The 12,381-nt window shown below is 38.0% G+C and carries 14 protein-coding genes; 9 read left to right on the forward strand and 5 right to left on the reverse strand.

Features of this window, described 5'->3' with window-relative positions; translation table 11 throughout:
- Positions 1–318 precede the first annotated feature (318 nt).
- Together E2I05_RS04480 and E2I05_RS21930 are read left to right on the forward strand one after the other, a co-directional pair.
- Positions 319–1,035 (forward strand): zeta toxin family protein, encoded by a 717-nt coding sequence (locus tag E2I05_RS04480; RefSeq protein ID WP_121854902.1) that lies wholly within the window; start codon positions 319–321, stop codon positions 1,033–1,035.
- A 12-nt stretch (positions 1,036–1,047) separates the two neighbouring features.
- A complete protein-coding gene (locus E2I05_RS21930) occupies positions 1,048–1,209 on the forward strand; it encodes a hypothetical protein (protein ID WP_165905561.1) in 162 nt (53 codons plus the stop codon).
- Positions 1,210–1,277: 68 nt separating this feature from the next.
- Here E2I05_RS21930 and E2I05_RS04485 read toward each other — a convergent pair whose 3' ends face one another.
- From E2I05_RS04485 to E2I05_RS04500, 4 genes are all read right to left on the reverse strand, one after another.
- Positions 1,278–3,623 (reverse strand): TOTE conflict system archaeo-eukaryotic primase domain-containing protein, encoded by a 2,346-nt coding sequence (locus tag E2I05_RS04485; protein ID WP_243641147.1) that lies wholly within the window; start codon positions 3,621–3,623, stop codon positions 1,278–1,280.
- Positions 3,624–4,205: 582 nt separating this feature from the next.
- The gene (gene prfH / locus E2I05_RS04490) at positions 4,206–4,832 is read right to left on the reverse strand and encodes a peptide chain release factor H (protein ID WP_121854903.1); all 627 of its coding nucleotides are present in this window, start codon (positions 4,830–4,832) and stop codon (positions 4,206–4,208) included.
- Positions 4,829–5,995: an RNA ligase RtcB family protein gene (locus tag E2I05_RS04495; RefSeq protein WP_121854904.1), complete on the reverse strand. Its 1,167-nt coding sequence runs from the start codon at positions 5,993–5,995 to the stop codon at positions 4,829–4,831. Before E2I05_RS04495 ends, prfH begins: the two co-directional genes overlap by 4 nt.
- A gap of 351 nt (positions 5,996–6,346) precedes the next feature.
- The gene (locus tag E2I05_RS04500) at positions 6,347–7,117 is read right to left on the reverse strand and encodes a phage integrase (protein WP_121854905.1); all 771 of its coding nucleotides are present in this window, start codon (positions 7,115–7,117) and stop codon (positions 6,347–6,349) included.
- An 87-nt stretch (positions 7,118–7,204) separates the two neighbouring features.
- Between E2I05_RS04500 and E2I05_RS04505 the strand changes: the two genes are divergently transcribed.
- The 3 genes from E2I05_RS04505 to E2I05_RS04520 all read left to right on the forward strand — a co-directional run bounded on the left by E2I05_RS04505 (position 7,205) and on the right by E2I05_RS04520 (position 9,930).
- Positions 7,205–8,350 (forward strand): ISAs1 family transposase, encoded by a 1,146-nt coding sequence (locus E2I05_RS04505; protein ID WP_133309417.1) that lies wholly within the window; start codon positions 7,205–7,207, stop codon positions 8,348–8,350.
- A 564-nt stretch (positions 8,351–8,914) separates the two neighbouring features.
- Entirely contained in the window at positions 8,915–9,361 is a 447-nt protein-coding gene (locus E2I05_RS04515) for a helix-turn-helix domain-containing protein (protein ID WP_121853056.1), read from the forward strand.
- The gene (locus tag E2I05_RS04520) at positions 9,361–9,930 is read left to right on the forward strand and encodes a PIN domain-containing protein (RefSeq protein WP_121853057.1); all 570 of its coding nucleotides are present in this window, start codon (positions 9,361–9,363) and stop codon (positions 9,928–9,930) included. Before E2I05_RS04515 ends, E2I05_RS04520 begins: the two co-directional genes overlap by 1 nt.
- A 174-nt stretch (positions 9,931–10,104) precedes the next feature.
- Here E2I05_RS04520 and E2I05_RS04525 read toward each other — a convergent pair whose 3' ends face one another.
- A complete protein-coding gene (locus E2I05_RS04525) occupies positions 10,105–10,827 on the reverse strand; it encodes a helix-turn-helix domain-containing protein (RefSeq protein WP_121853058.1) in 723 nt (240 codons plus the stop codon).
- A 57-nt stretch (positions 10,828–10,884) separates the two neighbouring features.
- Between E2I05_RS04525 and E2I05_RS04530 the strand changes: the two genes are divergently transcribed.
- From E2I05_RS04530 to E2I05_RS04545, 4 genes are all read left to right on the forward strand, one after another.
- Positions 10,885–11,085, forward strand: coding sequence for a MerR family transcriptional regulator (locus tag E2I05_RS04530; RefSeq protein ID WP_121853059.1), 201 nt, complete (start codon positions 10,885–10,887; stop codon positions 11,083–11,085).
- A gap of 66 nt (positions 11,086–11,151) precedes the next feature.
- Entirely contained in the window at positions 11,152–11,670 is a 519-nt protein-coding gene (locus tag E2I05_RS04535) for a phage regulatory CII family protein (protein ID WP_165905462.1), read from the forward strand.
- Between the two features lie 14 nt (positions 11,671–11,684).
- Positions 11,685–12,059, forward strand: a complete 375-nt coding sequence (locus E2I05_RS04540; protein ID WP_121853061.1) for a hypothetical protein — start codon at positions 11,685–11,687, stop codon at positions 12,057–12,059.
- A 56-nt stretch (positions 12,060–12,115) separates the two neighbouring features.
- The gene (locus E2I05_RS04545; RefSeq protein WP_121853062.1) at positions 12,116–12,376 is read left to right on the forward strand and encodes a hypothetical protein; all 261 of its coding nucleotides are present in this window, start codon (positions 12,116–12,118) and stop codon (positions 12,374–12,376) included.
- Positions 12,377–12,381 lie beyond the last annotated feature (5 nt).

Here is a 12,381-nt window from a genome sequence, read left to right on the forward strand (position 1 = left end):
TGATTACATTAACTTTTACTGACGGTATTCAATGGTATCTAATGTATGTAAATGAGGAATGCCGCCACTTTGCCGCCACTTTTTTTAAAACAAAAAAATGAAAAATCGAGATGATTGATTTCTTGCTGTTGAGAATTAAACGGTGATTTTATCAGAGTTTACTCGATTCATTCTGTCTTTTTTTGGTGGAAATATGTCAATGTTCCAATAATGCGAACGATTATTTTTGATTTTCTGCCTACTGATAACTAGAAAATTTATCGTCATAACATACAACTTCATATACACTTTCTTCAATAATATAGTTAAGTCATAAGTATGAATAGTCTAGAGATTACAGAAAAATCCATTTGTGAAGCAAAGGCACTTAAAAAGAAAACTGCTGAGCATATGATTGATTTATTGCCTGAAGAAGAAACTCCAGTTTCGGTATTCATGGCTGGCTCTCCAGGAGCAGGTAAAACAGAAACTGCTAGAGGGATCATTAAAAGGTTTAAAAGTGAACATGAGGTGGATATTGTTCATATCGAAAATGATGAACTTAGAAAAGAGTTTAGTGATTACAATGGAGTGAACTCTCCACTTTTTCAAAGAGCATCTACTATTTTAGTTGAAGCTATTCATGATCGAGCATTAAAAAAAAGAGTTAGTTTTTTATTAGACTCGACTCTATCTAGTTATGAGAAAGCCAAAAGTAATATCCAGAGATCACTAAAAAGAGAACGTTATGTTCTAATTATTTTTGTTTACCAAAAACCGGATCAAGCTTGGCGACTGGTCAGAGCTAGAGAAGCCATTGAAGGACGAAGAGTACCTCCTGAAGTATTTGTAAATCAGTTTTTGAACTCACAATATGTCGTAACGGAATTAAAAAAGATTTTTCAAGATCAAATTGAAATCATGTTTATTGAAAAAAACATCGATGGTTCAAGCGAAAAATCATATACGGGAGTAAGCAATATTGACGACTTTCTGGACAAGAAGTACAATCGTTCTATGCTTGAAAATATAGTCGGTATTTCTGAGAGCAAGTGAAAGGTATTCAAAATGCAAGCAGCTAGAAAGAAAGTTAAATCTACGCCTTTTTCTGATTTTGTGCGAAATGCATCATCACAAGAAAAGAAAAAGTTTTTTGAGAAAATAATTAAAGATTCTGTTGCAGAACAAAGAGCGTTAGTTCAGCAAGCAGAAGCAGCTGGTAAAATATAATTCAATTTAACCCTTAAATTAAGTGTATCTACAGGTCTGTAGTTGTACTTAAAAGCATTACAATTCTGTTACTTAAACTCCAAATCTAGTGGTTTTTGCTCTGCATTATCGCTGTTATATATTGTAAACCCTAACGCTTCATACCCCTTCTCTCTCTTTTTATACATCCTTTCGAGCATGGGGAAACCTGACTCAACATAGTCATACACAATGACTTTCTCTTTCCCTGTATACAGTCTCTGAATTCGCCCTACATACTGTGTCAGAGCACCTTTCCAAGAAATGGGTAACACTAAAAACAGTGTATCTAGTTTTGGGAAATCAAAACCTTCTCCGACATACTTGCCCGTAGCGACCAAAACTTGAATTTGATCTAGATGATTGAGAATATGTTGTTTCTCTTTTTCTTTCATTACGCCATGTAACATTTTTACTTCAACAATTTGTTCGCTTAACATTTTAGTGAGTAATTCAGCGTGCTCACGCCGCTCTGTTAAAACAATTGATGTCCTGTTTGATTTAGCTGCAATAAGAATGTCTTCTACTATGGCTTTATTTCTTTCTTCATTAGTGGCGAGCCAACGATATATTTTAGATATGTGAGGGCGGTTTCCGTTATCTTGTAATTCTGCAGGAATAGACAAATTAAGCTTGTTCAGATTCACTTGCTTTATAAATTTTTTATCTTCAGAACTTGCTGTGTACCTAATGGCACCTGCTTGCATGAAGATGATTGGTTGATGCCCATCTTGTCTGTTTGGTGTCGCAGTGATCCCAAGCACATATTTGGCATGCACCTCAGAAAGTAATCTTTCATATTGAGGAGCGGAGACATGATGGCATTCATCAATGATAATCTGCCCGTATTCATAGATGATGGGATCAATACTATTATCCTTACGGTTAACCAAACTCTGATAGGTTGCAACATCAATTTGTTGAGTCGGTTTGTTTTTTCCCGCTCCAATCACTCCGATATCAGTGCCTGCTATAAATGCTTGAAGCCGTTCTTTCCATTGAGTCAATAACTGACGACTATGAACGAGAATAAGCGTGTTAACTTTTCTTTTATGAATGATACCAATGGCTGTAACCGTTTTACCAAAAGCGGTAGGTGCATGGAGAATGCCGACATCATGTTTCAATAGTGTAGCTACTGCTTTACTTTGCTCTTTTCTTAACTCTCCCTGAAATTCTAACTTAGTTAACCTACAGCCTGTTTTGCGTTTATCTTCGAGCTCGAGGACAACTTTATTATCTTCAAACAGCGAAATTACATCATCAATACAACCCCTTGGTAATGAAAGATATCCATCATCTTTTTCAGCTAAACAAATGAATCTAGGGATACCATTGGTTGAAAATCGTAAAGCCTGAGTTTTAAAAAATACAGGATTTGAGAAGCTAGCGGTTCGTTTCAGTAGAGTCAATAGAGCTTGAGGAAGTTGTTTTGTGTCGATGAAAATACGATTGGCTAAAATCACTGAAACATCTTTAGGGCAGCCTGCAATTAAAGTAGATTGTTTGGCAAAATTTAGCTCCCATGGTTTTTTATCTAGTTTTTCTGTTTGAAACGGTTGTTTTTCGTTAATTAATTGATCAACGTGCAATCTAGAAACTTTCTTTACATCTAATAAATGCTGCCATTGTTCTGTAACTTGGTTGAAACTCTCATCAATGAAAACTGAGTTTCCTTGTTGTCTTGGATGGTATTGCAATGGGAGAGCAATCAGATTACCAAACCCTCCGGTTGGAATCGTGTCCTGATTTGGAAATAACCGATCATAAGACTCAAATGAAAGACCTGAATGAAACTCCATGGCTTTATCAAGTAGTAAGAATCCTAACTCTCTAGCCTTAGAGGCAGGTATTGGTGTTTCAAAAAAAATCCAAATGTGCGCTCCGTTACCTGAACGAGAACGTTCGATATAACAATAGATCTTATAAAACTGACAAGAGTGGCGGAATGAACTGACAGCTTCTTTCCAATCTGATTTATCAAAGTCAGCAGCTAATAACCAGCAAGTATTATCGTTAAGGAGAGGGTACAGACCTACAGTTTGTTTGCCGATTAAATGACTGTGTATGGCATTGTCATCTAATGTCTTGAATGCTTGATGTTTGCACTCACTACACTTCACTTTAGGTTTAAAGCAGATCCCCTGCTTCCATTCATTGTGGCAAGCAACTGAATAGCCAGATCGTCCACTCTGGTTTTGCCAACGTAATGCATGAGCCTCCATTCTTCCTTTGAATAAATTCAAGAATAGAGCAACTTTTTCTCTAGAGCTAAGTAGCTTTCCGCTCGCAGGTTGATTTAAAAGTATCTTTTTACGGGCAAGTAACTTTTCACGTTGCAGCTCAAGATCTTTTAACTGTTGCTCGATCAATTCAAGCTCAGAGTATATTGGCAAGGCATTTCTCTAAAGAGTTATGACGTTAGTTAATTTTCATTGAGCAATGCATTTTAATCAAGAGTTTGTTTTATGGGACATTCTTCTTGTATATCACAGCTGTTAAGCATCACTTAATGAAATTGCTTTGAACATGGATGAAACATCCAAGGATGTAGACTTGTAATATGATAATTAAATCTAATAAATTCAGCTTATTAAAATATAAGAATGGACATAGTAAGTAATGGTTATGGTAGTTTTTTAAGGCAAGTGGCGGCAGTGATGTGGACGTTTTGTGGTCATTAAAAGAGAAAAAGGGCTTAGCGTTTCCGCTAAGCCCTTGTTTTAATTGGTGGAGGCGGCGGGACTTGAACCCGCGTCCAGAAAGCCTACATCCTTTTCAAGTCAACTTAAAACAATCACTTAGCTGATTTTATTAACTTTTATTGACGGTATTCAATGGTATTCAATGTATGTTAATGAGGAATGCCGCCACTTTGCCGCCACTTTTTTGCTTTACAAAATTGCTTTTGGATTCAGGTCTAGCAGACTTATATTTCATCCAATTAGATTGTGCAATGAAAACCATTCGTTTTAGTCTTAATTAGATAAGAGAAACTTTTCTCCTTTAAATACCTTAACAGGATTACCACGTTGAAGCTCCCAATGTTGCTGCCATCGAGTTTTATCTTGTTGTGACATGGCCTCGTGTTTTGCCAATTCTAATTTTTGAGATATTAATGCTTTTGCTAAACGTTTATTAGAGTGCTGGCTCCGTTCACTTTCAACTCGCACCGATATACCTGTTGCAGTGTGTGTTGCTCTTACAGCCGAATCCGTTGTATTTACGTGCTGCCCGCCTGCGCCGGAAGATCTACATGCTTGATAAGTGATTGCATTATCGAGATCTATATCATTTACTTCATAAACTTGACCGCTAAAGAACCAGTTTTTCCGTTTATGTTTGGGACGATATTTGCTTTGGCATACCCATAACATCGCACCTTGCCATGATTGAGCGAATTGTTTAGCAATTTCTTTTGGTACTGAATCAAACTGCATCAATACCGATTTGAAACAGCCACTTTCTTGTGCAGATATTACTTCCACTAAGTTAAATTGGACTTTTTTATCACTGCATTGCTTCTGAATTAACTTAATCGCTAATCCTACAGCTTTGCAACACTCAGTCGGTCCTTGCCCAGCCGAAAGTTGTAATAAAATCATGCTGAACAATCTCCATTGGTTTTAAAAGTTAATACAGGACGTAATTTAGCAACGACTTCAATTAGTCCAGCATCAACCATATCACTGATAACAGATTCACATTTTTTGTAAGCTTGAGGTGCCTCATCATATAGAAGCTCTTTGTTGCCACAAATAACACGGCTACCTAAAGCCGTACGGTACAAGTCTTCGCGCTTATATTTATTACTAAGCCGCCCCTGACATTCTCCACGTTTCCATTTACGACCCGCACCATGCGCAAGAGAAAACAAATTAGTAGATTGAGAGGCATTTGGGTTCCTAAGTGGCTTAACTAAATAACTATAATCTCCACGTGAACCGGGTATCACGACAAAGCCATTATCGCTTGGTGTTGCACCTTTGCGATGCAACCAGCCATCAGTATCATCAATGCATTTTGGTGAAACTAAGTTGTGGTTAACATCTAAGGAGCAATGTCCTTGAGTTCTTATGGCTTCCATAAATCGCTTGGCTATTAACTCTCGGTTAAGTTCAGCCCAACTCACAGCCTCATCGTGTTTAGCTAAATATTCCTGAAAATCACTACTTCCAATTATCAATCCATTATGATTATGCAAAGAGATATGCTCCATCAGAATGGATTGTCCGAATCCTCTTGAGCCTGAATGCACTAATAGTTGAAGCTGCCTAGGATTCAGCTTTAGTAAATCTATTGATTCTTGACAGAAAACTTCATCTATTGCTTGAAACTCAGCAAAATGATTTCCGCCACCAATAGTACCTAATGCGTGATCAAAGCCATCAGTTTTGATGTTTTTTTCATATTTACGGGTTTCAACCGTCGCTGACCAGCTATCTTCTAACGGTTGCTCAATGTGTCCAAACCGTTTAGACAACTTGTCTAAGTTCAATTTGCTTACTTTGGTTGATGTCTGCCATAGAGACATACCACAGCCAATATCATTACCTACTAAAGCTGGGTAAACTTTACGAGTGTTGAAAAATGCTGCACCGATTGGGTAGCCTCTTCCAGGATGCAAATCTGGCATACCAGCGACGCAGTGCATTCCATCAAGTTCAGAGGTTTTAATTAGTTGTTGTATCGCTAGCCCTTCTATCCACGTATCTTCAGACGCAATTAGGCTAACGTTATCAGTTAAATTTTGGACGGATTTGCCCATAGTACCAATTCCTATTCTTTAAGGATTTAATCGTAAAACGAATTGGCAGGTCTTAATTGAACAGTATAAATACTGGAAATAATCGAAATGCAGCTTTGCTGGAAAGCTAAAGAAATAGAATAGCTTCCTGCTACTTAGCGAATTAGACCCGCAAAGGATAATGTTAAATTTTTCATGATTGATACTCCTCCACAGTTAGTTGATGATTGAATTACGAGCGCATGCATGATAGTTAATTGGAAAATGGAAATCAATAGTGTTTTCAAATTAGGTTATTTTTTAATATTCTTTATCAACTTTGGAAGCATCACAGTTTTAAATACATCTAAGTGACTACTTCCGCCATTATATTCATAAACTTGCCAACGGGTTCTTGCTAATAGCATCCTCTAAATGAGTAGGTGCGAAGTGTGCATAGCGCATAGTGTCTTTGATATCTGAGTGACCTAAAATTTCTTTCAGCACCAAAATATTTCCACCATTCATCATGAAATGACTGGCAAAGGTATGACGAAGGACGTGTGTCATTTGTCCCTCAGGTAGGATTATTTTTGCTCGTTTTACCGCTTCTTGAAATGACTTTCTGCAAGGTCTAAATAGCTGGCCTCTTGCTCTTGGAAGCTCATTTGCTAGTTCATCAGAAATAGGAACGGTTCGATTCTTTTTACCTTTGGTTTTGGTAAAGGTAATTCGATTATTTGCAACTTGACTGCCTCTCAGTCCTTCAGCTTCAGACCAACGAGCACCAGTAGAAAGACAAACTTTTACAACGGTGGATAAGTGTTCGTATTTGGCATTGCTGCACTCCTCTAATAACAGAGGTATTTCTTCAGGATAAAGGAAGGCTAGTTCAGTATCTTGTGTCTTAAATGGTTCAAGTCCCTCAATAGGATTTGGATGACTCCACTCTCCAAGCTTCTTTAATTGCGAGAATACTGAGTGTAAATAAGCGTGTTCATGATTGACGGTATTAGCTTTAACTTTAGTCTTTGTACCTTGTAGATCTTCAATTTCACCATCAAGACGCATTTGTCGAAAACTAGCAAAATCATTCAGCGTCATTTTGCTTGCGATAGGGTTTTTTAAGCCATTACAAATTAGTTGAAGTCTTCTTAAGCGCATATCCAGGGCGGGATCGCGCTTTAGGTCTTGAAAAAAATAATTAAAGAAATTTTGAACTTTCCTCTATAACGATGATCAGATCGACAAATGAATACTGATTTGAGCCTGATTATGGACGTAATGAAAGAGATTGAGCAAATTGAAGACCATCGTGTAGAAGCCAATAAAGAGTATGATTTAGCGGATATTATTTTTCTTACTATTGCCGCAGTGCTTTGCGGTGCGACAGGGTGGAAAGCCATCAACATTTTTGGGGAAGCTCAATTAGATTGGTTAAGACAATACCGTCCATTTAGTAACGGTATCCCGACAAGACATTCAATTGGAAGAATAATTAGAGGTGTTAAAGCCGAAAGTATGATGTCTTGCTTTATTAACTTTTCCAACACATTACGGGAACGAGATGGTAAAGAGCATATCAGCTTTGATGGTAAAGTGGCTTGTGGTTCTAAGCACGGGGATAACGTAGCAGCGCTTCAACTAATGACGGCAATGGTTGTGGATAATGGACTGATAATACGTCAAAAAGAAACGTCGACTAAAACGAACGAAATCCCTGTAATGCAATCCATGCTAAAACACATGGACATTGAAAATGCAGTTATTACCGCTGACGCCATGCACTGCCAGAAAGAAACTACAGCCTTAATACGTGAGGGAAAAGGTGATTACGTTCTTCAAGTGAAAAAGAATCAAGGTAAATTACTTGCTGAAATTGAAGCTTATTTTCATAAGTGCTATAGAGATACACCAGAGCTTTTAAAAAAGAATCACTTTACAGAATTAGACGGTGAGCACGGACGAATTAATGAAAGACATTATCGCCTTTTGCCAATTACAAATTGGTTTGACGAAACAGCTAAATTTGTAGGCAGTCATGCCGTTGTTGAAGTCACTCGAATGCGAGAGCTGAAGAATAAATCAAGTCAAGAAACGTCTTACTACATAACTTCGTTAGCCAGTGATGTGAAAGATATCGCTAAATATATACGGAAGCATTGGGCAATTGAAAATAGTCAGCATTGGGTTCTCGATGTCACTTTTAAAGAGGATGCCTGTAAAATTTATGCTGATGATGGTGCAAAAAATTTGGCTACAATCAGAAGAAAGATTTTGAACTTAGTTAAAAGTCACTCTTCAAAAGACAGTGTTGCTGGCAAGATGCAGAGAGCCTGCTGGGATGCAAAATTTAGGGCTGAGATTTTGTTTGGTGAATATTTCATCAAAGCATAATCCCGCCCTGAGCGCATATCAGGATCAGCAAGTTGTTGGCCATGAAGTTCATGCCATCGATTGATGAGTTCTGATAGCCTTCTATTATCGACTTTATCACCCAACCAAGGCTTATCATCTACAGCTTTTAGTGTGTGCAGCTCAAAAGCTTGGGCTTCGCTTTTTGTAGCGAATCTTTTTCTGACACGCTTTTCGTTACGCCCATTTGGATAACATTCACAAAGCCAAGGTTTGGCACTGCTATCTTTTAAATTACGAACTGACATATGAATCATTTCCAACTTAAAACGAACGATTGAATAAGATTATCTTGGAAGATAAGGTCATTAATCTGAGCATACCCAAGAACCACTCAGCAGTCTTCTATAATTAGGTATATTTAATGTTTACTTTCTGCCAGTTCAAACATGTCAGTATAGTCACGAAATGAGTTTGGAGATAAAAGACAGTCAAAAGACAAATTTTATTTAACCCAAAATTATTTCGAATAATTCGAATACTTGACTTTTTTTCGAATATTTCGGATAATTGTGTTATTAGTCCATTTTTATTAGGAAAAGTATTATGGCAATTACAATACCGAGTGCGGAAGAAGTTGCTTTAGCAAAACTTGGTAGTCAGGAGCTTTCAGCATTTATTGATGTTGATGGTAGCCCACAAAAAATTAGTGTTCTTGATAAAGCAGGGCAAAAGCATGAAGTGAGTTTACCAGCGAGTGCATTAAAACTGATGGTTGATATATTAACTGAACTAGGTCAGGGTAATTCTGTGAATATCACACCAATTCATGCTGAACTTACGACTCAAGAAGGTGCTGACATGCTCAATATGTCACGTCCTACGTTTATTAAATTATTGGATAACTTGGCAATTCCTTTTCACCGTAAGGGTAATAGGAGAAAAGTCGCTTTCTCTGATGTGTTAGCTTACAAGCAGTCTCTTAAAGATAAAAGACTTGAAGCTTTAGACGAACTTTCAGCGCTAGATCAGGAATTAGGTATGGGTTACTAATGGCTACCTACACCGTAATCTTTGATGCATGCGTAATGTACCCAGCACCTTTACGCAGTCTATTGATGTATTTAGCAAACACTGACTTATTCAGGGCTCGCTGGACTGATCAAATTCACGATGAATGGATTAGAAATCTTCTAAATAATAACCCCTCAGTAACTGAAGCTGGATTAGATAAAGTACGGAAGCTAATGAACTCTCATATTCCTGATTGTTTGATTGAAGGCTACGAAACCCTAATAGACGGGATCACTCTGCCAGATGTAGATGATAGACATGTAGTAGCAGCTGCAATCAAAGGGCAAGCTGAGTCAATCATTACATTCAACCTCAAAGACTTTCCTTCTTCAGCACTTGATGTATACGATATTTATGCTGTTCATCCAGATGAATTCTTAAGTGATATGTTTGAACTTGATGCAAGTAAAGTTATTGACGCAGCTCGAAAGCATAGAGCTAGTCTAAGAAAACCAGCTTTAACAGCCAATGAATACCTTGATTGTTTGCAACGGCAGAAGCTACCAAACTTTGTTTCGAAGCTGAGAAGCTTTGCTATTACGATTTGATGTCAGCTGCAAATATTAGTTAGCTATTCAATGCAGGGTAGCACCGTAACTTGAACAGAACTCGAAACTATAAATACCCGTTTAGAAAAAGAAGCTCCATATTGCGATGAAGACAGAAAGTTTTTTGACGGAGCAAAATAGAATTGTTTCTTTGGAAGAAAATAAAAACAGAAATTAATCACCACTCAAAACCGAAACCACCTTGCCATGTACTTGGGTGGTTTCTCTGTTTACCACATACTTCTCATTACCATCGTAAAAATAGGTGTTGCCGTCAGGTTGCAGCTTTAATTCACCGACCTGATAAGCACCGTTAACGCTGAAAAGATATTGGCCTTTGGTGATAACTTGTTGTTGAGTGTTGATGAATAACAGATTACCTGACTGCTCAAGTGCGTAATCATTCTGAGTGATCCCGAAACGGGTGTAGAAGTTTGAGTCTACGGTTAACTCTTCACTCTTTACCAATTCACCATTGCTGATCACAAAGATAGGTAACTGGAATAATTCATCATTATGAACTTCTTTTGTAAAGTGCTGAGTTGTTTTAGTTAAAGAGTTCGATTCAGCTTTTTGGAATATATCTGGTACGCCGCTTCCTTCACCAAAGCATAGATACTCAAGTGGAACGCCTGTGGCTAAATTGATTCGCACCAGTGTTTCATAAGGGGTGGTATTTCTGGTCTGCCAAGTAGAAAAGGTGCCGGGATGAGTATCTAAGACTTCAGCTAATTCCAGTCGATTGCGGACACCAAAAAGTCTTATAAGTCGCTCTACGATAGTCTTTCCACCGTCAGCTTCAACTTGTCTAGTTAACTTTTGATGAAAATCTGAACTTTTTATCTTGACTAGATTGCTCACTGGATCAATAATCTCTGTCGTTCGTTGAATTGTCATCTTTCAATCGCCTACCACAGCAAGTTTGAAAGGCAGTTGTGATAAGGATACATATAAATGAGTGAAATTGCGATTCAAATAGCTGTACCTTACTTGACTATAGAGCAATACTCTAACTTTTCAGGCATTCCTGAAAACACGATACGCTCCATGATCCAGCAAGGACGGCTTCCTATCAGAAGCAAAATCAAATCCAAAGAAAAACCCTTAATAAATTTATTGGCGCTTATGCGAGAAGCCAATGATCAAGTTGTATAACTTTTATATTCTAACGACTCACTAACTTAGTCTTTAGAAGTTTAAAGTAAAGTTGAGGTAATGAATATGTTTGCAAGTGATAAGTATATACAGTGTCACGTAGACAGTGCATACAGGGAATTTGCCGCAGAGGAAAACATCAAGGAAGTTGCATTAGCGGCAGGTTTTCAAAATCCACAAATTTTACGGAATAAACTTTCGTTAAAACATACTCATCGGTTGACTGTGTATGAGCTAGTCAAAATTGTAAAAGCCAGCGGTAACCGTTGCATCATTGATGGGATTCTTTTAGAGGTAGATTGTCAGCCATCTCAGCCTTATCAAGATTGGCAGCAAGCAGAATCACAGTCATTTGAAGACTGCTTATCGCAGACTTACGTTGAGCTAGGTACGTTGTCAGCCATATTTTCTCAGGTCAAACAGGCACGAGGTTTAACGATTGATAAACGACACCAGATGATTAAACGCCTGAATGTCTTAATCAATGAGTTTAGGCAACTGATCCAACGTGTCGAAGATAAATGCCCGATTTCTCCATTAGTTGAAATGGGTAGTACACATTCAAGGCTAAAAGCCGCCTCCTAAAAGGAGAATGCACTATGTATCATTCTGCAGATTCTTATACAGAATTGAGGGAGCAGCAAAGAGCAAATGAATGCAAGAGAGCAGCGGGTGACATAGCAATTCAAGCTATGCGAGCCAAACTCGGCAAAAATAGCATTGCCAGCCACTTTGACAAGCTAAGCAAAGCACAGAAAAAACTGCTGCTTCATTATGCTGGAATTAATGCAGATCTACTCTGGGAACACCAATTTTCAGAGTTTGACCGCAAGCAACGAAACGAGATCCGCCACGCCATTATTGAAGTAACCAACTTAGCGCATATCTTTGACAAAGTGAGCTTGTGTAAAGACCAATGCCACTTCCAACAATCCATTTCATCAAAACCTAAATTTCGTATATCAAGCGGCTAAATAACCCGAATTTACCGCTAACTCAACACCTTAATTCACTTTATAGGAGAATGCTTATGCCTTCCTACGCCTTTGATCTATCTAAAAATCAGCATGTGGCGGTTCGTCGTTTAATGGCTGAGGTATACACCAAGTTTACACTTGCCATTCGTCAGCAACATTTTACCTGTGCTCATAAATACTCAGGTATGGCTTCAGCATTAGTTCGGGTTTGTTTAGTGGTGCTGAACGATTACGAACTGTATCTCATGTGTGAACTGCTTGCTGACGTTCTACAAGCTCAAATGGAATATCACCAATACCTCAAAGCTGCTTAATGTTG

This window comes from Parashewanella spongiae, assembly GCF_004358345.1.
In the GTDB taxonomy this organism is placed as follows: domain Bacteria; phylum Pseudomonadota; class Gammaproteobacteria; order Enterobacterales; family Shewanellaceae; genus Parashewanella; species Parashewanella spongiae.

Bases quoted from the DNA above. Each gene is read 5' to 3' on its own strand.
- E2I05_RS04520 (WP_121853057.1), top strand. From the start codon at position 9,361: ATGGCTACCTACACCGTAATCTTTGATGCATGCGTAATGTACCCAGCA.
- E2I05_RS04515 (WP_121853056.1), top strand. From the start codon at position 8,915: ATGGCAATTACAATACCGAGTGCGGAAGAAGTTGCTTTAGCAAAACTT.
- E2I05_RS04530 (WP_121853059.1), top strand. From the start codon at position 10,885: ATGAGTGAAATTGCGATTCAAATAGCTGTACCTTACTTGACTATAGAG.
- E2I05_RS04480 (WP_121854902.1), top strand. From the start codon at position 319: ATGAATAGTCTAGAGATTACAGAAAAATCCATTTGTGAAGCAAAGGCA.
- E2I05_RS04540 (WP_121853061.1), top strand. From the start codon at position 11,685: ATGTATCATTCTGCAGATTCTTATACAGAATTGAGGGAGCAGCAAAGA.
- prfH (WP_121854903.1), bottom strand. From the start codon at position 4,832: ATGATTTTATTACAACTTTCGGCTGGGCAAGGACCGACTGAGTGTTGC.
- E2I05_RS04545 (WP_121853062.1), top strand. From the start codon at position 12,116: ATGCCTTCCTACGCCTTTGATCTATCTAAAAATCAGCATGTGGCGGTT.
- E2I05_RS04500 (WP_121854905.1), bottom strand. From the start codon at position 7,117: ATGCGCTTAAGAAGACTTCAACTAATTTGTAATGGCTTAAAAAACCCT.
- E2I05_RS04505 (WP_133309417.1), top strand. From the start codon at position 7,205: ATGAATACTGATTTGAGCCTGATTATGGACGTAATGAAAGAGATTGAG.
- E2I05_RS04535 (WP_165905462.1), top strand. From the start codon at position 11,152: ATGTTTGCAAGTGATAAGTATATACAGTGTCACGTAGACAGTGCATAC.
- E2I05_RS04525 (WP_121853058.1), bottom strand. From the start codon at position 10,827: ATGACAATTCAACGAACGACAGAGATTATTGATCCAGTGAGCAATCTA.
- E2I05_RS04495 (WP_121854904.1), bottom strand. From the start codon at position 5,995: ATGGGCAAATCCGTCCAAAATTTAACTGATAACGTTAGCCTAATTGCG.
- E2I05_RS21930 (WP_165905561.1), top strand. From the start codon at position 1,048: ATGCAAGCAGCTAGAAAGAAAGTTAAATCTACGCCTTTTTCTGATTTT.